We start from the raw sequence: 20773 nt of genomic DNA on the forward strand, positions 1-20773 counted from the left end.
TGCAACAGATACAGCACCTGGAGCCGTTCTTTACCTGTCGCCGTGGTTTGTGCCCTGAGTAGTTGTTTCAGTTCTTCAGCGCTTTCTTGAATCTCTAGCTTGTAAACGCCTGCCATCGTCGCTGACGGAATGCTACATCTGAGTTATATCATCTGTAGTCATATTTTGGAGATTTGGTATTAAGCGCTCAGCCCAGTTAAAATGCGACAAATTGAGAGAAATCTCTCATTCGCAAACCTGCTCGATTCAGTATTAAATCTTCTTGTTCCCACAGAAGATTTAGAATGCGAGCAAATTTGAAATCGAGTGTGTCAAGGTTTGATAGAGTGCTAAATCTACCCAAGCTTATCGAACGCTCGTGATTACTTCTGAACATCCTAAACCTGTCTATCAGGTTGGGGGCAGTCTACCGCCTCGATCTACCAGCTATGTCTATCGGCAAGCCGATCAAGATTTATTTCAAGCCTTGCGCAATCAGGAGTTCTGCTATGTGCTCAATGCGCGGCAGATGGGCAAATCTAGCTTGCGGGTGCAAACTGCGTTACGACTACAAGCAGAAGGAGTCAGTTGCGTCACGATCGATCTGACCGAAATCGGTACCCAACAAATCACGATCGAGCAATGGTACGCTACGATCGCTGCTTTTCTTGTCAGACGATTTCAACTCGATATTCATCTATCCCAGTGGTGGGAGTCACATGCTCATCTCTCACGAGTCAATCGTTTGGGTGAATTCATCGAAATCGTTTTACTGACTCAAGTTCAAGATCCAATTGTAATTTTTATTGATGAAGTCGATAGTGTTCTCAGTCTGAATTTTCCGTCAGATGACTTCTTTGCTCTCATTCGGACTTGCTTCAATAAACGCACAGATAATCCTGCCTATCAGCGGTTAACCTTTTGCTTGATCGGCGTGACGACTCCCAGTGATCTGATCGCTGATCGCGCTCGTACTCCCTTCAATATCGGACAAGCGATCACGCTACAGGGCTTTCAATTAACAGAATCGACTCCACTGCTCTGTGGATTGCTCAACTTTCCCGATCCAGAAATGATTTTGCGTCACATTCTCGATTGGACAGACGGACAGCCATTTCTGACCCAAAAGCTCTGCAACCTCGTTCAAAACACCCTGCTTGAACATCCTGAAGAAGCTTCGCCAGCCTGGATTGATCAACTGGTTCAGACCCATTTACTTCAACACTGGGAAAGTCAGGATGAACCTGAACATCTCAGAACGATTCGCGATCGCTTATTGCTTCGAGAAGAATGGGCAGGACGGTTGCTCGGACTCTATCAACAAGTGCTACAAAACCGTGGGATTGCCTGTGATGATAGTTTGGAACAGACCGAATTATTGCTCTCTGGTTTAGTCAAGAAGCAACAAGGGACGCTACAAGTCAAAAATCGAATTTATCGAGAAGTTTTCACCTTAGAGTGGGTCAATCAACACTTGAGCCGATTGCGCCCTTATGCGGAAGCCTTCAATGCGTGGATGGTTTCTCAGCAAACCGATGATTCTCGCTTGTTACGAGGGCAAGCGCTAGCAGATGCTCAGCAGTGGAGTCAAGGCAAACATTTAAGCGACTTAGATTATTGGTTTTTGTCAAGTAGTGAACAATGCGATCGTCGAGAAATGCAACAGGCTTTGGAAGCAACCCAAGCCAGGGAAATCCAATCCCGATTGCTGCAAGAACGCAAAGTTGTCAAGTTGCAGCAGACATTACTTGGAAGTTTAGCAGTGCTGTCTACGATCGCGATTGGGATTAGCGGATTTGCGTTGCATCAATATCAAGAGTCAAAGTTAAGTCAAATTCGAGCTTTAGCTTCTTCTTCAGAAGGCTTATTCGCCTCAAATCGACAGTTGGATGCCATGATTGACGCGATCGAAGCTGAACGTCATTTACGCAAACTCCAGCAAGTCGATCCTCAAACTCTTACGAAAGTAGAAGCTGCCTTACGGCAAGCAGTCTATGCAACTAATGAAACTAACCGTTTAATTGGGCATCAAGGCTCAGTTCTGACAGTTGCGATCAGTCCAGACAGCCAAGTTATTGCTACTGGTAGTAATGATAAAACAGTCAAGCTCTGGTCGCAAGATGGAACCTTACTCAAAACGTTAAAGCACACTGCGACAGTGCATCGCGTTGCGTTCAGCCCTGACAGTTCTCGCGTTGTAACCGGAGGCTTAGATGGCACAGTCAATCTCTGGAACATCAATGGTACTCCGTTAAAGACAATTCAGGCACACCAGTCTCCAGCTTGGGGAGTTGCTTTTAGTGCAGATGGACAAACGATCGCGTCAGCTAGTGCAGATAAAACAGTAAAAGTTTGGACAGTAGATGGCAAGCTACGATCGACCTTAACTGGTCATGCAAAAGCCGTTTGGGGCGTTGCTTTTAGTCCGGATGGACAAACAATTGCTTCAGCAGGGGTCGATCGTGTCATCAAATTGTGGAATCTGAAGGGGCAGGAGCTCAAAACACTCAAAGGGCATCGAGCAGCCGTTTGGGAAGTCACATTTTGCCCGCAGACGAATTTGATTGTTTCGGTGAGTGGCGATCGCACAGCAAAACTTTGGAGCCGAGATGGCAAGCTTGTCAGAACTCTCCAAGGCGAACGTCCCATGATTGGCGTTGCTTGTAGTGCAAATGGTCAATTTATTGCCACAAGTGGGACGGATAACTTTGTCAGTCTTTGGAAGCCAGATGGAACTTTAGTTCGACATCTAAAGCAGCATAATGCCGTGATTCGCAGTGTGGCATTAAGTGCTGATGGACTGATGGCAGCTTCTGCGAGTGACGATGGGACTGTCAAACTTTGGCAGCGAAATCAATCTCTCTTGAGACCCCTGAATGGTCATCAGGACGTCATTTGGGAAGTTGCAACGAGTCCGAATGGAAAACTGATTGCAACCGTGAGTGGAGATGGCACACTCAAACTATGGAACATGAACGGAACTTTGATCCAAACGATTCAAGGCAGAGAAGCGGGCTTCCGCAGTGTTGCTTTTAGCCAGGACAGTCGAATTCTGGTCACAGGGGATATGAATCGCACGGTTCAACTCTGGAAGGTGAACGACTCTAAACAATTTTCGCTTCAACGATTGCGAACGCTAACTGGACACGAAGCAAGTGTCTATGCAGTCGCAATGAGTCCCGATGGTCAAACAATTGCATCTGCCGGAGATGACAAAACGATCAGACTTTGGACGATCGAGGGTAAACCGCTGCATCGCTTCATTGCTCACCAAGAAAGAATTTGGAAGCTTACTTTTAATCCGCAGGGGAACATGCTTGTTTCAGCCAGCGAAGATGGAACCGCTAAACTCTGGACAACAAAAGGTCAGCAGATCGCAACTCTACCCGGACAAGGAGCTATCTGGGGAGCTGCCATTCGTGCTCAAGGGGATATGATTGCTTCGGTCAGCCGTGACGATATGCTGAGGCTATGGCGACCAGATGGCAGCTTAATTAAAAGCATTCCTGGGCAGAGCCGAGGATTAACACGAGTTGCTTTTAGTCCTGATCATCAAATGATCGCAACGGCTGGAGTAGACAATACCGTAAAACTCTGGAGTATCACTGGAGAGTTGCTCAGAACATTACCCGGTCATCGTGGCATCGTCATCAGCCTTGCTTTTAGTGCAGATAGCCGTCATTTGATCTCGGGTGATGATGATGGACAGGTCATTCTCTGGGATTTGCACGCAATTCGTGTCCTCAACCCTTTCGCCTACGCTTGTGATTGGGTGAAAGACTATCTGCGGACAAATCCAGAAGTTCACGATCGCCGGAATCTCTGCCAACAATAATGCTCATAGATTCCTGCTCAGACTGCTCCTGAATATAGATGACGTAGAGCATCGTCGCGATCGCAGAATCAGCAGGGCACTCTACAGCTAATGATCGATGCTTTAGAGAGTTGAGAAAGATGATGCGTGGATTGCTCTGTATCGGGCTAGTCAGCTTAGGCACAATTTCAATCTTAGAACAGGCTCACGCTCAAAATGTCGTTGCTGATAGTTCACTCGGCACAATTGTTACAGGCAGTGCCAATTCTATAATTACAGGTGGCACTCGTCCAAACAATGGTTCCAACCTATTTCACAGCTTCAGCCAGTTTTCTATTCCTACAGGTGGCTCTGCCACGTTTGATAATGCGCTTGATGTCGTTAATATCTTCAGTCGGGTGAGTGGAGGAGCCGCCTCCAACATTGATGGACTCCTTCAGGCGAATGGAACTGCCAACCTATTTCTGCTTAATCCGGCAGGGATTTTATTTGGGACAAATGCTCGCTTAAATATTGGCGGATCATTTGTGGGGACAACCGCCGATCGCATTCAATTTGCAGATGGCTCTCAATTCGTTGCAACCGATCCCAATCCCGCCCCCCTGTTAACAATGAGCGTCCCCAGCGGGCTGCAAATGGGACAAAGTTCGAGTAGCATTCAGGTTCAAGGTCAAGGTCATCAGATTCTGCATCTCCCTATCTTTTTAGAATCTGCCACTCGTAACCCTCAGCAGGTCGGCTTAAAAGTGCAACCCGGAAGAACCTTAGCGCTCATTGGCAACGGAATTCAACTTAACGGCGGTGTGCTCATTGCAGAAAGTGGGCAGGTGAATCTAGCAAGCTTGAGCACAGGAACAGTTCAGTTTGATTCCACCCTGCCTCAATGGAACTTCAAAGCGGACACCACTGCAAAATTAGCAAATATTCAGCTTACGCAAGCTTCGCTCCTTGATACGAGTGGCAATCCTGGGGGGTCAATTCATCTACAGGGAAAAGACATTCAGATTCAGAACAGTTCTATGCTGTTTGTTCAACATTACGGAACACAAGCAGCAGGGCGTATTCAAGTCAAAGCAGACTTACTAGAACTAAGCGGTGCACTCCGCAATCGGGATCAAAGTTTAATTCTGAGTGAGAATCTAGGCAGCAGTCCCGGTGCTCACATCGATATTTCAGCCCGACAAATCGTGGCACGCGATGGAGGTGAAATTCTTTCTACAACATTCCGCAATGGAGGAATGGGCGGCGATATTTCAGTCAATGCGCGTGACTCAATCCAACTCTTTGGGGTTTCACCCTTTGATGGCACTCGCTTTAGCGGCATTGGCGCACCGTCCAATTTAGGGGGAGGTCGAGGTGGTAACATCTCGATTACGACTGGAGATTTTATTGCTAGGAATGGAGCAGGCATCATTTCTCGTGTTCTGGGGGGACGAGGCACTGGGACGATTCAGCTGCGCTCAGATAGCATTTCCCTAATCGGCGAAAATCCAGTTATTGCTGGTAATAGCAGCATTGTTTCTTCAACCTTTCTCGGTGGAGATGCAGGCGCGATCGTGATTGATACGGGGCGGATTGTCCTCGGAGCATCTGGGGCAATTTCTGCAAGTACGTCTGGCACTGGGAATGCAGGAAGTTTAACGGTGAATGCTCGCGAATCGATCGAGATTGACGGCTCGAATGTGGCTTTAGCTTTACCCAGCCGAATCTCAGCATCCGGGCAGCAGCTCTCCGCCCGATTTCGGCAGATCTTTGGACTCCCGGCTCTACCCACAGGAAATGGTGGGAACTTAGTGGTCAATTCGCCGAATATCACTATCCGAAATCAAGGATTTATTGCAGCTGAGAATGTTGGCAGTGGCAATGCTGGCGATCTCAAGATTCAAGCGGACTCGATTTTACTAGAGCGACAGGGTCAGATTAGAACCTCAACCACTGTAGGTCAAGGGGGAAATCTAGAACTCACAGCACGCGATTCACTGATTATGCGGCAGCAGAGTTTGATCAGTGCAAGAGCCGGTGAACGAGGAAATGGTGGCAATATTATGATCAATGCCCCAATCATTGCGGGCTTTGAAAATAGCGACATCATTGCCAATGCAGTTCGCGGTCGGGGCGGCAATATTCAGATTACGACTCAGGGGATTGTTGGACTCCAGTATCGTCCTCAACTTACCCCTGACAACGACATTACAGCGAGTTCCGAATTTGGGGTGAATGGTTCTGTTCAAGTCAGAAATGTCGGAGTTGATCCGAATTCTGGGCTAATGACGTTATCGGAAAAGCTTATCGATACGAGTCAGCAGGTTGCAGAAGGGTGTTCATCTGCGAAAAATGGCAGTTTTATCATCACCGGGCGTGGGGGAATGCCTGAAAATCCTGCTGAACGTGTCGTGCGCGATCGTCCTTGGACTGATCTTCGCTCTCTCCGTCACACATCCGTTACCCGTTCAGCGTCAACACTACCCGCTGAACCCTTAATCGAAGCAACCACCTGGCATCGCAGTCCTCAGACGGGTCGCATCGAACTAATCGCAGCTCGACCTAACCGCGCAACCCTATTCGCAACTTGTAGTGTGTCTTCTGATATCACTTCACAAGTTGATTGAGCGAGCCGTCAACTGCATCAATCGGTGAAACAAGCCCCGAAACCGCTACATTTAAAGACATGGCATTGGAGAAACGCGATGTTTAATTTAGGCTGGGTTGAAATTGGAGTCATTTGCCTCGTTGCGCTGCTCATCTTTGGGCCGAAAAAGATTCCTGAACTGGGGGGAACTTTTGGCAAAACGCTGCGGAACTTTAAAGAAGGTATGACTCAAGCGGATGAGCCAGACGAGATTGAACCTGGCGACGATCGCTAAATCCTTAAGTACGGTCGTCCTAGAAAATTAGACGGTTATCCTCCCTCGTTGGTTTGCAAATTCCCTCGGTAGAGTGGGGTGTAGAACTACAGGAAAGTTTACAACTGTAGGTAGTTCACGCTCCTCTGCTGTTGGCGCATTTGTCAACGCAGACCTCGCATAGTGGAGAAAGCCCGATGTTTGAATACTTCACCGATCAGGCGATCGAGACCATCATGTTTGCCCAAGAAGAAGCCCGCCGACTGCGGCAGAACTCTGTGGGCACAGAAGCAGTTTTGCTGGGCTTACTCAGACAGGATGATACGATCGCCGTATCGGTCTTGCATGAATTGGGCGCAGACCTAAGCAAAGTGCGCTCAGAGGTCGAAAAAATTGTCGGTTATGGAAATGGTGCGTCGTTTGGAGAACTTCCCTTTACGCCCAAAACGCGCCAAATCCTGGAACGAGCGCTACAACAAGCCCAGATGATGGGAATGCGCTACGTTCGTGCAGAACACATTTTATTAGCCTTAGTCGATGACAACCAAGGCGTTGCCATCAAAGTCTTGAGCCAATTGGGTCTAAATCCAGCTGAAATCCGTGCCCACATCACCCGCGCTCAAGCGGAACCGATGGCAGTAGGACAACCGACTGCACCTCGAAAAGCGACTGGCTCGAATAAATTAGTCGCCCTGAACGAGTTTGGGACAAATTTGACCCAGATGGCAGCAGAAGGAAAGCTCGATCCCATGATTGGACGGCAGAAGGAACTCGATCGCGTCATTCAAATTCTCGGTCGCCGCTCCAAAAATAATCCAGTTTTAGTCGGCGAACCGGGTGTGGGTAAAACTGCGATCGCAGAAGGACTCGCCCAACGAATTTACGACCAAGCCGTGCCTGAGATTTTGCAAGATCGGCAAGTCTTTATGCTCGATATGGGCGGGTTGCTGGCAGGAACTCGCTTTAGAGGTGAATTCGAGGAACGCATGAAGCAGATTCTCGATGAAGTTCAGCAGTCCGGTAACGTCATTTTATTCATTGACGAAATTCATACCCTCGTTGGCGCAGGTTCGATCGGGGGCGGAATGGATGCCGCGAATTTGATGAAACCTGCTTTGGCACGCGGTCTGTTGCAGTGCATTGGCGCGACGACTTTGGATGAGTATCGTCAACATATTGAGCAAGATGCCGCCTTAGAAAGGCGATTCCAACCCGTCATGGTGGGCGAACCCAGTGTTGAAGAAACGATCGACATTCTTCGAGGATTGCGCGATCGCTATGAGCAACACCACCAATTACTCATTGACGATGCAGCAGTAGAAGCAGCGGCAAAATTAGCCGATCGTTATATTACCGACCGATTCTTGCCGGATAAAGCGATCGACTTAATCGACGAAGCAGGCTCTTTAGTGCGATTACGGCATACCAATCCCGCCTTAAAAGCTCTGAAGAAAGAACTCCGGCAAGTGCAGAAAGAAAAACAAGCGACCGTCGCAGCGCAAGATTTTGACAAAGCTGGCACACTCCGCGATCGAGAATTAGAACTTGAACGCGAATTGTCTGCTGGAGTTCCAGAGGCTGCAATGCCGACTGTGACCGAAGAAGATATCGCGCAAGTTGTCGCATCTTGGACAGGTGTTCCGGTTAGCAAACTGACGGAATCTGAATCAGCCATGCTGCTGCATTTAGACGACGTTCTGCATCAGCGAGTCATTGGACAAAATGAAGCAGTGAGCGCAGTCGCACGAGCAATTAAGCGCGCTCGCGTTGGACTGCAAAGCGCCGATCGCCCGATCGCATCCTTCATTTTCTCAGGACCGACAGGTGTGGGTAAGACTGAACTCGCAAAAGCTTTGGCAGTTGCGGTGTTTGGTTCAGAAGATGCCATGATTCGGTTAGATATGTCCGAATACATGGAATCTCATACCGTCTCGAAATTGATTGGCTCGCCTCCTGGCTATATCGGCTATGACGAAGGCGGACAGTTGACCGAAGCGGTTCGCCGCAACCCCTATACCGTCATTCTGTTTGATGAAGTCGAGAAAGCGCACCCAGATGTCTTTAATCTGATGCTGCAATTACTCGATGATGGTCGTTTGACCGATGCAAAAGGGCGCACGGTCAGCTTCAAGAATACCTTGTTGATCATGACTTCAAACTTAGGGTCAAAAGTGATCGAGAAAGGTGGCGCAGGTTTAGGATTTGCGACTGAAACGGGTTCCTCAGATAGCGTCCAGTACAATCGCATCCGGACTCTCGTGAATGATGAGTTGAAGCAATATTTCCGTCCAGAATTTCTCAACCGCGTGGACGAGATAATTGTCTTCCGTCAATTGACTCGCCCTGAAATCATTGAGATTGCTGACTTGATGATTCAAGAGGCAGCAACTCGGATTGCAGAGCAAGGCATCTCGCTCGAAGTCAGCGATCGCTTCAAAGAACGAGTCGTTGTAGACGGTTACAACCCCAGTTATGGAGCACGCCCATTGCGTCGCGCGATTGCTCGGTTACTCGAAGATAGTTTGGCTGAAGCCTTCTTAGCAGGTCAAATTCAGAGGGGAGACACCGCGATCGCCGATGTCGATGATGATCAGCAAGTGGTGATCAAAGCTGTGAAAATGCCCGTCTCGATCGCCGCTTCTGCGTAGGTTTTCTTCGCAAATCTACTCTACATACTTTTGATCAGAAGCCTTATGTATCTACATAGGGCTTTTTCTGTGTTCTTCGATTCAAGGAGTCACAACAGGCTTGAAAGTTATCCCTTTTCTGCCTCGTCGAAGCCTACTTGAACAAGCTATCATTCAGACAATCCTGTCATTCTGGACGGCGATTTGGACAAATCGTCGCGAATCAGAGCTAAAAGCGAACAATGCTACAAATTTCTAGAACCGTGAGTATTCCCGATGATGAGATTGAGATGAGGGCAGTTCGTTCTCAGGGAGCGGGCGGACAAAATGTGAATAAAGTTTCCACAGCGATTCATCTTCGATTTGATATTCAGGCTTCTACATTGCCCGATCGCTATAAAGAAAAACTGCTGAAGCTCAGTGATCATCGGATCACAAAAGAAGGAGTCATTGTCATTAAATCGCAAGAGCATCGCAGCCAAGAGCAGAATCGGGAAGAAGCATTGCAGCGACTTCGAGCACTGATTCAGAGTGCAATGATTGTGCCCAAGCCTCGTAAGCCCAGTCAGCCGACCCGCAGTTCTCAGAGGAAACGGTTAGATTCCAAAACTCGCCGCAGTCAAATTAAATCGATGCGCGGAAAAGTAACCGATGAGTAGCGTTGATATCTAGTTCGCTCCTGAATCAATGAAAGGAATCGCCAAACCCCATAAAACGAAATAAGATATAGTTCTTATGTTCTGCTCGTTTTACTTGCCTCATGCCTACCAAGCTCCTGATTGTCGAAAGCCCCGGCAAAGTGAAAAAACTCAGCCAAATTCTCGGCTCAGATTGGCTGGTGAAAGCCAGCATGGGACACGTTCGGGAACTCGCGAGCGATGGCATTGACTCCCTCGGATTCGAGCTAGAACCGGGCAAAGTCAAGTGCCGATTTGTCCCCAGAGGAACCCGTGGCAAAGAGACGATCGCGCAACTCAAATCCGCCGTCCAAAAAGTCAACACCGTCTACCTTGCTACCGACGACGATCGAGAAGGCGAAACGATCGCATGGCATCTGCAACAAGCGCTCCACCTCAAACAACCGCAGCGCGTTGTTTACAGCGAAATTACGGCACCTGCGGTCAAACGAGCGATCGCTCATCCCCGCCCTCTCAATCAAAACCTCGTCGATGCTGGACTCTGCCGCACCGTCCTCGACAAACTCGTCGGCTACAAAGGCTCCCCCTTGCTCTGGAAATTGCAGAATGGAGCAAAATCAATGGGACGAGTGCAGAGCGCCACACTTCACATTCTGTGCGATCGCGAACGTCAAATCGAAGCGTTTGTCCCACAAGATTATTGGAATGTCTTTGTCGAATATGCAGAAGGCTTTCGCGCTTTCTACCACGGCTCAGACACGCCTGAAGCTGAAGCTACACCAGATGATGCAACTCCCGCTAATGAACGCAGCACTCCCGAATCAACTCGCGTGCTCAGCCAAGCTGAAGCCGATCGCTTAGTTCAACAAGCCCAAGCTTATCCGCATCACATTTTGTCGATCGAGGGCAAAATCGTAAACCGTACCCCGCCACCGCCCTTTGTGACTTCTAGCTTGCAGCAAGCGGCTGGCTCGCGCCTTAAGTTTAGTCCTGAAAAAACGATGCAGGTCGCGCAGTCGCTCTATGAAGCGGGACATATCACCTATATGCGCACGGATAGCATTGAACTCAGCCCAGAGTATTGCAATGCAGCCCGACAATGGCTCACAGACCATGATCCAGACAATGTTCCGAAGAAAGTGACGAACCATCGAAAAGTAAAAGGTTCACAAGAAGCCCACGAAGCAATCCGTCCAACTGATATCAATCGAGCGTCGGCTCAACTGAAACTCGAACTTTCAAGTGATGAATTTGCCCTGTATGTGTTGATTTGGAAACGTGCGATCGCATCTCAATGTCAGCCTGCTCGGGTGCGCCAGACTCGAATTTTGACGCGATCGGGCAACATTTCTTGGCAAGCCAAAGGACAAGTGATTGAATTTGCAGGCTACAGCAAGTACTGGAATAACTTAAGTGCTGATGTTGAATTGCCCTTGTTGCAAGCCAATCAGGCTTTAACATTAGCGCAAGCAGCACACGAACAAAAGCAAACCCAACCTCCGCCTCGTTACAGCGAACCCAAATTAGTTCAAGTCATGGAACGGCAAGGAATTGGACGACCGAGCACCTATGCTCCGACAATTCTTACTTTGAAAGAACGAGCTTACGTAGATGTGGTGAAAGGAGTATTGCAACCGACTACTCTAGGTTTAGATGTCGATCGCTTTTTAGCTGATGCTTTGCCGGATTTACTTCAATCTGCATTCACCGCTGAGATGGAGCGATCGCTCGATCACATTGCAGCAGGTCAGCAAAATTGGCAAAAGTATCTCACAGCTTGGAATGAGACGTACTTTGAACCCGCGTTATTAAAAGCAGAGCGAATTCTTCCGCAACATTTGACAAATTCGCCCATTCCACGATCGACAAAGCAACTTCAACTCTCTAGAACTCGCTGCCCAAGCTGTGAAAAGCCGCTTGCTAAAGTTCCAAGTAGCAAAGTCAAAAAGAAATACTTTCTCAAATGTGTAGAAGGTTGTGAGAATGTTGTTTTGTTTTGGTCTGAGCGATCGAAACGTTGGGAAGCTCCACAAGCCAAAAGCGATCGACCTGAGTTAGCAAAACCACAACTCACCGATTTTTCCTGTCCAGTTTGCCGAAAAGCGTTAGAACGCTATGACTATCAAAAAGAAGGACAGACCAAAACGTTACTCCGTTGTTCAAATCCCAAAGCCAGAACAGATCCTAAGCACAAAGATGTGGTTTACTTCCAAACAGAAAAAGGTTGGTGGAGTCCAAAATTTGGAGAACTAAAACCAACCTAATTGTTCGATCGTGTTGTTATGCAGACCAATCTATCGGTTGGGGTAATAGTTGAAAGGTTATCGGTTAGCCACAAATGCCTCAGAAATTTATCATGAAGGCGATGGGAAATCTTAACGTTAGTGCTTGAACCATGGAGTAAAATGTACAAGCCTTAACTAAAAAATTCTATGATTCGATTGACCATACCCCATGACACAAGTGCATTACTTGCTTTGGCAGAGGCAACAGGGCTTTTCGAGTCAAATCAAATTGAAGAACTCGCTCAAATGCTAAATCAGCATTTCAGTAACGAAACAGATAGCCAAGGTGTATGGCTCACCGACTACGATAATGAGCCAGTGGGGGTTGCCTACGTTGCGCCAGAACGTATGACAGAAGGGACATGGAATCTCTATCTGATTGCTATTCATCCCAACCACCAAAAACAGGGACGCGGAGCCGTGTTGTTGCGATATGTCGAGCAAATGCTCGCTGAGCGCGGTGAGCGTGTGCTACTAGTGGAAACATCTGGAACAGACGACTTTGAATACGTTCGCGCATTTTACCGCAACAATGATTACGTGGAGGAAGCGAGAATTCGCGATTTCTACACAGACGGTGTCGATAAAATTGTCTTTCGCAAGTCACTGAGAAGTGTTGCTGCATAACATAATCCCGTTTCACACCGACCGTATCGAGTTGGTTGGTTGAGAACGAAAATTTACTAGCGGCGGGTGAGCGGGATCGTTAGTTCGCGTTATTTAGATTGTTTACTATACTGTCCGTAATACGTTCCGTTCTCGACAAGAATGAGTAACAGACCCTTCAAGGTACTTTTCTCGAACTCAATGGTGGTTAGCAGGCACAAAAAACAGTAAAACAGTTTGTCGCGTTGATAGAGCGAGTTGAACGGCTAGAGTGAGCCTGCTGAGGCTTGAAATTTATCGAGCAATAGTAACATAAACTGTAGGGATAGCTTGGAAAATAGCTGACTAGAATGCTTATTGTCAAACCGCACTTTAATCTGGAACCTCAATGATGATAATTGCTGAACAGATTTATGCACTCGTGAAATCTCTTCCTCAAGACCAAGCAAACGAAGTCCTGACTTTTGCTGAATTTATTCATGCTAAACATCTCAAGGATAATCAATCATTGAGTACAGTAAGCTCAACGGACTGGTCAGAGTTCGTTTATTCTCTGGATGAAGCATGGGCAGAAGACTTTCCTACCCTAGAAGCAATTCGTGCTGAATCAGGACAGGACACCCTGCGGGAGAGCCTTTAGATGTATGTTTTGGATACCAATACCCTGATCTACTACTTCAACGCACAAGGGGCTGCCCATTGGTTCACTAGATACTTTAATTGCAGGAACAACCCTGACACTTCAGGCAACTCTTGTCACCCATAATGTCAACGAGTTTTCCCGAGTTTCGGGACTGGCGATCGCAGATTGGTATTGACGATTCATCAGCAAGCTTCAAACTGCTCCCACAGCCTGTCAATAGAGCAGAAATAACGAATTGACTGGATCGCAGTCGATTTACTCTAAGCCCAACTCGCGCTTCAGCAAACTAATCGACTTACTGACAATAAAATTCTCGCAACAAATCACTTGCGGCGGACGAATAATATCATCCCGCGAAGCCGAAATCGTCGCCTTCACCGTCGCACAACTCACGTGATCAAAACTAAAAATCGTCTGTGCAGTTCTCACCATTGCATTGAGTTTGTAGCGATCGTTCACCTGCGCCGTCATGACCAACAAATCATCTCCGCGTAAACTGTGAATAATCACCTCAGCCACGCCAACCGTTCCCGCACTCAAACTGACAATCCCGAGGCAAGTTCCCTTCGGCATCGTCTTCACCATCTTCAATTCCTGCTCAAAGTCATAAATATCAACCGGAATCACCCGCGCCGCTTTTGGCATCGCGATCGCTTCCGCTTGAGCAATGAAATATCGACTCGTGACCACCGTACTCGATCTCGTCTGATCTAACACTTGCGCCAGTTCTTCCATTGGAACAAGCTGCATCGGAATTGCCAGAGCGCGTTCTAACTCCCGCATCAACACTTCCCCATTGGCAATATCATGCAGCGGAGCTGTGACCAGAACCGAAGCACTACACCGCAATCTCCAATCGATTTCTGCTAGAAATAATTCTCGTGCTTGTCCGAGCGAACATCCTTGTTTCACAAGCTCATCTAAGCTGGTTTGGATAATTTTATGCGCTTGGGGATATTGCTCAAGCAGAGGCGATTTAATATGCGCTGCGGTGTCATCATGCCCCTGGTCGCGTACATAAATTCCTGAACCCGCTTGGGCATCTACGACCCCTGCATCTTCAAGCTGGCGATAGACCTTACTAATCGTATTGCGGTGCAGCCCGGTTTGCATTGCCAACTGACGCGTACTCGGCAAGCGATGTCCCGGTGGAAATTGCCGCGATGCGATCGCGAATAAAATCTGGTTATAGAGTTGAGTTGATGCCGGGATATCACTATCTGGCTGAATATGAAACTGCACCATGCCCGTGCCTCAAGCTACGTTCTCTAAATAATTTTTACCGTGCAAATCCTTACATTATTCGTTAATCAGAATCTGCTTTTATCGTCCACTAGTTTAAGTGCCACACTGGATAAAGAAGTTGGGTATTTTTTCGGTTTGTCATTTGATTTACTTTGGCGCATCAGTATTATTTCTGACTTGCTTAAACCTTGAATCTAACTCGCTTTCAACCCCTTCACTCACCTCAATGGCAACAGTATAACTCGTAGAATTTCGATTGCCTTTTTTGAAAAAATCCGTGATGTAGGTTATCTAGGTTTCTCTTTTTTTGAACTGTAAAGATAAATAAAGCTTCTGCTGATTTTTTTGGCAAGTTTTGGTTAAAAATACTGAGAGTTGCAGTGTGAACGATCGTGAATTCCTCTTGGATCAAAATTTCTAACCAATCTCTCGACATTGATGCTTATCTGGCTGAACCCAGTTCGCCAACTTCAGCAGCGATAATTGTCATTCAAGAAATCTTTGGAGTAAATCCCCACATTCGAGATGTGACAGAACGATTCGCGCAAGCTGGATATGTCGCGATCGCGCCCGCGATTTTTCAGCGAACAGCTCCTGGATTTGAAGTCGGATATAGCCAAGAAGAGACAAAACTTGGGCGATCACATAAAGATCAAACTCAAGCGGACGAATTGTTAAGCGATTTGCAAGCGACGATCGATTATCTAAAAGCGAAAGGCATTCAGAAAATTGGGGTGATCGGCTTCTGCTTTGGTGGACACGTTGCCTATTTAGCGGCAACCCTGCCAGACATTCAAGCCACCGCTTCATTTTATGGTGCAGGTATTGTCACGATGACTCCAGGTGGAGGTGAGCCGACCGTTTCTCGAACCCCAGACATCCAAGGAACACTCTACGCCTTTTTCGGAACCCAAGATCCGTTAATTCCGGTTGAACACATTGATCAAATTGAAGCGGCGCTCAAAGCGCACCATATTGATCACCAAGTGTTTCGGTATCCAGTAGGGCATGGTTTTTTCTGCGATCGACGGGCTGATTATGATCCGACTGCCGCCGCTGATGCTTGGGAGAAAGTTAACGCGTTGTTTTCGAGATTGAAGGACTAAAATGGAAAGCTGATACTTTGTTTCTTAGGACCTATCTCCAATGCCATCTCGATCGACAGATGCTTCCTTTTCGATGGAAGATTTCGCAAAAGCCTTAGAGCAACACGATTATGAGTTTCAGAAAGGAAAACTCGTGACGGGTAAAGCCTTTAGCTACGAAAGCGATGGGGCATTAGTTGATATTGGAGGCAAGTCTCCTGCCTTTCTGCCGATCGAAGAAGCGAGTGTGCGGCGCGTGAACGATGTTTCGGCGGTGCTGCCATTAGACGAAGAACGCGAATTCATTATTGTTCGCGAACAAGATGCGGATGGACGAGTAACCATTTCGCTGCGTCAGCTTGAGGTGCGGAAAGTTTGGGAACGCTTAGCCGATTTGCAAGCGAACAATCAGAGTGTCCAAGTTCGGGTCACGGGCATGAATAAAGGCGGTGTGACCGTGGATGTTCAAGGACTACGAGGCTTTATTCCGCGATCGCATCTGGTTGAGCGTGAAAATTTAGAAGCGCTGAAAGGACAAACGCTATCCGCAACGTTCTTAGAATTGGATCGCGATCGCAACAAGATTGTTTTATCGAACCGTCTGGCAGCCCGGACTGTGAATTTCAGTCAGCTCGAAGTTGGGCAAGTCGTGACTGCAACGATTACCAGCTTGAAACCGTTTGGTGCGTTTGCTGAGTTTGATAGCACAACAGGGTTATTGCACATTAATCAAATCAGCAAGAACTATGTTGAATCGCTATCTTCACTGCTGAAAGTTGGGCAAGAAATTAAGGCGATGATTGTGGATCTCGACGAAGGTCGCGGTCGGATTTCGCTTTCGACACGGGTGTTTGAGAACTATCCTGGAGAAGCGATCGAAGATTTTGCAAAACTGATGGAAGAAGCAGAATCGCGGCAAGAACGAGCTAAGAAAAACTTACTGGGATAGGTTCCTGATAAATCTTGTTGCAGCAGCGACTCTGGAGAAATCTAGGGTCGCTACAATTTTTCTGAACGCGATCGCAACACTTTTCTTATGGCAAAGAAGCAGAAACCTCAATCCTCAAAATCATCCAAAGGATTTGGGACAAAAAATTTAGCCCCTGAATTACAAAAAGCGATCGGGCTAGCTGCGCGGGAAAAATGGGCTGAAGCGCGCGATATTTTAGAACGCTTAAGTGAGGATTATCCGAACAACACAGAAATCCTGCTGATGTTGAGCAATTGCTGCTATGAGATGCAGGATATGTTGGCATTTCAGCGCGTCAGTGAACGGTTGGTTGAGCTTGAACCGAATAATGCAGATGCAGCGTTTGCTTTAGGGCAAACCTATCTCACTAATTCTCATTTTTTACTGGCGCTACAAACGCTACAGTCTGCAATCGCACGTTGGTCAGATTATCCCAATGCTGAAGAGATCAACGAGATCATCAGCAAAATTGAATCGCAAGTGGATGAATTACTTGGAGAAGCTGGCTTAGTCGGTGAAGCAGGGTTTGAAATTGCGATCTTGCATGAACGCGGACAGGCTGCGCTAGAAGTAGGCGATTATGCAAGAGCTAGACAACTCGAAGAGCAAGTTTTAGAGCGCAAACCAGATTTTGTCGCTGCGAGTAATAATTTGAGTCTGATCGAATTCTTGCAAGACAACCTTGAAGGCGCGATCGCAGTTTGCACTCAAGTTCTGGAAACTCAACCGAATAACATTCACGCGCTGTCGAATTTAGTGCGTTATTACTGTTTAATCGGCAAATTAGACGAGGCTCAGCAAATCGGCGATCGCTTGAAAGCAAGTCAAGCTTCTGCCTGGGATGCTTGGACGAAAAAAATGGAAGGATTGAGCTTCTTGGGAGACGATCAAAGTGTCGTTGAGGTGTTTCAACAAGCCGAAAAAGAAGGCGACCCCGAAATTGCTTCTGCAATGTTCTTCCATTTGGCTGGGGTGGCATTTGCAAGATTAGGACAATCCTCAGAAGCTCGAAAGCATTGGAAGAAGGCGTTAGAAGTCTCTCCCGGATTTGAGCTAGCACGATCGAATCTCGATAATCTGAATCGTATGACAGGTGAACCCGCTTGGGCTTTTCCGTTCAGTCATTGGTTCACACCTATCGCTTTAAAAGCGGTGGAAAAAGCAATGAGATCGGGACAATCTTCTGAGAAAGCCTTTCAGAAATCGATGCAAATTTGCCTGCAAGACCACCCGGAAATTAAAGCGGTTATCCCAATTTTGTTCGATCGTGGAGATCCAGCCGGACGACATCTGGCTTTTGTGATCGCTTCAAATCTAGCAACGCCTGAGTTTCTGGAGATGTTAAAGGATTTTGCATTGAGTCAGCAGGGATCAGATTCGATGCGCCATGAGGCAGCCATTCAAGTGGCTGAAGCTGGATTGTTGCCGACGGAAAATGTTCGGATGTGGTTGCAAGGAGAATGGCGAGAGATTTCGTTGATTTCCTATGAGTTCTATGATGAGTCGCCCTATAAGCGATCGAAAAAAGCAAATGACCTGATGCGAGCGGCTTTGAACAAGTTGCGATTTGGAGACAAAGCAGAAGCAGAAGAGGCAGAGCAGTTATTGAGACAGGTTCTAGAACTGTATCCTGATTCACCGGATGTTTTGAATAATATTGCTGCATCCTATGACATCCAAGAGCGAACTGAAGACATGCTTGCACTGATTCAGGAGATCATCGATCGATTTCCAAATTACGTCCCTGCGCGTGCTTCGATGGCTCAATATCATTTACACAATAAAAACATTGAAGCGGCTGACACACTGCTGAAGCCAATGATTTCTAGAAAACGTTGGCATATCGATGATTTTGCAACGTTCTCTAATTCGTATTTGCAGTTACTACTGGCGCAGAAAGAGACAAAAGCCGCCCAACTTTGGCTGAATCTGTGGGCTGGAGTTGAGCCAGATCGAATTGATGTGCAGCAATGGCAAAGACGATTAGCACCCTCATCTTTACTCGATGATTTGGAGCCATTAACGCGCCTTAAACGGTGAAGCACTTTCTTAGAAGCTGAAAACTAGGATGGTCGGAAACATATTGGAATTGAGTCTCACGATCGAGAACTGTGTGAATTGGAATCACTTCCATCACACAGTTCGTATACGCGATCGCTTCAAATTCCCGCACTAAATCCGGTCGCCAAGTTTGTTCAATCGCATTGCCCAAAGAATTGAGGAGATACGAGCGGAGTAATCCCGGTAAAATTCCATCTGCTAGAGGCGGAGTCCACCAAGTATTCTCTTTCCAACCCCAAAGCGTGCCTGTACTCGATTCAAGCCAGTTGCCATCTAAATCCGTCAAAATTGCTTCTTGAGCATTCAACCGCTGAGCAGTTTGGAGAGCGAGCCAAGGGGCAAGGTAGTTTCCTGTCTTATGTTGAGGAAGCGATCGCGAAAGTTCAGAGCTTGCGACCCAAGCTGTAATTCCTTGCTGCTGACGTTCTGCTAAGTCAATTGGCAGCGATCGACCTGTGATCCATTCTCGTCCATCAGGGAAAACGACAATTCTGAGAACTGGATAGTCATTTGAGAGCCATTCTGCACCCGATCGAATGTTGTCCCAATTTGGAGATTGCCATTGAAAATCCGAGATCGTCGTTTCTAAGCGATCGCAATGCCCGTTCCAATTTGTCAATTCATGATCCAAGGATTGGTAAACTCGCAGGGTCGTAAAAGTTGTAGCACCATAGATTAAACCTGGATCAGTGATGGAGAGTTGAATTTGATCCCCTGCAATGGCGCTTCCGTTGTACCAATATTTCACAGTAACCCCATTTCTCTTAAGCCTTGTTGCAGCCTCTCAGCTTCGGGAGAATTCTGCTGTTGGTGCAGATCGATCGCAGTCTGAAACGCTGCTACACTCTCAGGCACTTGTCCCAATTTCAGTAACACGACCCCCAGATTTTGATAAGCCTCAGCATAATTTGGATTCAGCGAGATCGCTTGATTGTAATGCGCGATCGCCGATGAGAATTGTCCCATTGCTTTCAAGGTTGCGCCTAAATTGCAATGCGCGATCGCAAAATTCGGATCAATCTTTAATGCCTGCTGAAACAGAATTTGGGCGTTTTGCAAATCCCCGGCATCTTTCAGTAAACTCGCTAAATTATTGACGGCTCCTAATTTCAGCTTCGGTAGAATTGGCTGCTGAATGGCTTGCTGGTAATGATGGGCAGCTTGCTCGATTTCATTCAGTTGCACACGCACACTGCCTAAATGGTAATGCAGTTCATAGTTCGTCGCAGCATCCTCGACGGTAGACAAACCTCGCTCTAAAAGTTCGATGCCTTTCGCCGTTTCACCTATCTGAACATAGAGCGCGCCGAGCTTACTACAAACATACGGATCATTGGGATGAGTTGCCAGAAAGCCTTCCATGGTCGATCGCGCTTTATTCGCCTTATCCCGTCCAGCAATCACATCCGCCTGATAACCCTCATGCAAAATCGCGACTTCCGAAATCGCTCCAATCTTCCAATGCGCCTCTCGTTTCAGCAACGCCTCAACTTGATCATCAATCATGGCGTGATACGGACGAGAAAACCAAATCTCAGGATGTCGTCGAAATAATCGCGAAATTAATGAATAGGGAGACTGGGCTGCTCCAATTTCCTGCCGAACTAAATTGAACACGAGATAGTCATCTTGCGCGATCGCCTGTTTCAAGGTCGGCACAATCTCTGGAACTAAGACCTCATCCGCATCTAATACCAAAATCCAATCGCCATGAACATACTTCAGCGATTCATTGCGGGCGGCAGAAAAATCATTCCGCCATTCAAAAGAGTGAACTTCTGCACCAAAAGACTTGGCAATTTCTATTGTGCGATCGCTCGATCCAGTGTCCAAAACCACCATCTCATCGACCACATTCTGAACGCTAGACAAGCAGCGCGGCAGATTTTCCGCCTCATTTTTGACAATGATACAAAAACTCAGTTGCATAACGTGGTGATCGTGAATCCTTAAGTTAGATTGGACGAATTGAATCAG

The 20773-nt window shown here is 47.2% G+C and carries 14 protein-coding genes; 11 read left to right on the top strand and 3 right to left on the bottom strand.

From position 1 onward, the window contains the following. Positions 1–358 precede the first annotated feature (358 nt). The 8 genes from J0L70_RS28205 (at position 359) to J0L70_RS28240 (ending at position 13432) form a co-directional block, all read left to right on the top strand. A complete protein-coding gene (locus J0L70_RS28205) occupies positions 359–3814 on the top strand; it encodes an AAA-like domain-containing protein (RefSeq protein WP_287456743.1) in 3456 nt (1151 codons plus the stop codon). A 119-nt stretch (positions 3815–3933) separates the two neighbouring features. After that, positions 3934–6402 (top strand): beta strand repeat-containing protein, encoded by a 2469-nt coding sequence (locus tag J0L70_RS28210; RefSeq protein WP_287456744.1) that lies wholly within the window; start codon positions 3934–3936, stop codon positions 6400–6402. A 78-nt stretch (positions 6403–6480) separates the two neighbouring features. Continuing rightward, positions 6481–6657, top strand: a complete 177-nt coding sequence (locus J0L70_RS28215) for a Sec-independent protein translocase subunit TatA/TatB (RefSeq protein WP_017291139.1) — start codon at positions 6481–6483, stop codon at positions 6655–6657. Positions 6658–6833: 176 nt separating this feature from the next. After that, complete coding sequence (locus J0L70_RS28220) at positions 6834–9284, top strand: ATP-dependent Clp protease ATP-binding subunit (RefSeq protein ID WP_287456745.1); 2451 nt, start codon at positions 6834–6836, stop codon at positions 9282–9284. A 221-nt stretch (positions 9285–9505) separates the two neighbouring features. Beyond that, positions 9506–9922, top strand: a complete 417-nt coding sequence (gene arfB, locus J0L70_RS28225) for an alternative ribosome rescue aminoacyl-tRNA hydrolase ArfB (protein ID WP_190649715.1) — start codon at positions 9506–9508, stop codon at positions 9920–9922. Between the two features lie 101 nt (positions 9923–10023). Then, positions 10024–12165 (top strand): type I DNA topoisomerase, encoded by a 2142-nt coding sequence (topA, locus tag J0L70_RS28230; RefSeq protein WP_287456746.1) that lies wholly within the window; start codon positions 10024–10026, stop codon positions 12163–12165. 168 nt (positions 12166–12333) lie between these two features. Then, a complete protein-coding gene (locus tag J0L70_RS28235) occupies positions 12334–12813 on the top strand; it encodes a GNAT family N-acetyltransferase (protein WP_287456747.1) in 480 nt (159 codons plus the stop codon). A gap of 367 nt (positions 12814–13180) precedes the next feature. After that, entirely contained in the window at positions 13181–13432 is a 252-nt protein-coding gene (locus J0L70_RS28240; RefSeq protein ID WP_287456748.1) for a DUF2281 domain-containing protein, read from the top strand. 258 nt (positions 13433–13690) lie between these two features. Here the strand turns inward: J0L70_RS28240 and J0L70_RS28245 are convergent, their stop codons facing one another. After that, a complete protein-coding gene (locus tag J0L70_RS28245) occupies positions 13691–14680 on the bottom strand; it encodes a GntR family transcriptional regulator (RefSeq protein WP_017291146.1) in 990 nt (329 codons plus the stop codon). A gap of 392 nt (positions 14681–15072) precedes the next feature. Here J0L70_RS28245 and J0L70_RS28250 point away from each other — a divergent pair, with 392 nt between their 5' ends. From J0L70_RS28250 to J0L70_RS28260, 3 genes are all read left to right on the top strand, one after another. After that, on the top strand, positions 15073–15786 hold the full coding sequence (locus J0L70_RS28250) for a dienelactone hydrolase family protein (RefSeq protein WP_287456749.1): 714 nt from the start codon (positions 15073–15075) through the stop codon (positions 15784–15786). A 40-nt stretch (positions 15787–15826) separates the two neighbouring features. Then, on the top strand, positions 15827–16714 hold the full coding sequence (locus J0L70_RS28255) for a S1 RNA-binding domain-containing protein (RefSeq protein ID WP_190649723.1): 888 nt from the start codon (positions 15827–15829) through the stop codon (positions 16712–16714). Positions 16715–16801: 87 nt separating this feature from the next. After that, entirely contained in the window at positions 16802–18775 is a 1974-nt protein-coding gene (locus J0L70_RS28260; RefSeq protein WP_287456750.1) for a tetratricopeptide repeat protein, read from the top strand. Here the strand turns inward: J0L70_RS28260 and J0L70_RS28265 are convergent. Together J0L70_RS28265 and J0L70_RS28270 are read right to left on the bottom strand one after the other, a co-directional pair. Beyond that, positions 18765–19544 carry an aminotransferase class IV gene (locus J0L70_RS28265; RefSeq protein WP_287456751.1) on the bottom strand — a complete coding sequence of 260 codons (780 nt, stop codon included), beginning with the start codon at positions 19542–19544 and terminating at the stop codon, positions 18765–18767. The genes J0L70_RS28260 and J0L70_RS28265 overlap by 11 nt on opposite strands. After that, positions 19541–20725 (bottom strand): tetratricopeptide repeat protein, encoded by a 1185-nt coding sequence (locus J0L70_RS28270; RefSeq protein WP_287456753.1) that lies wholly within the window; start codon positions 20723–20725, stop codon positions 19541–19543. Before J0L70_RS28270 ends, J0L70_RS28265 begins: the two co-directional genes overlap by 4 nt. Between the last annotated feature and the right edge of the window lie 48 nt (positions 20726–20773).

Origin of the sequence: Leptolyngbya sp. UWPOB_LEPTO1 (genome assembly GCF_017302695.1) — a bacterium.
Classification (GTDB): domain Bacteria; phylum Cyanobacteriota; class Cyanobacteriia; order Leptolyngbyales; family Leptolyngbyaceae; genus Leptolyngbya; species Leptolyngbya boryana.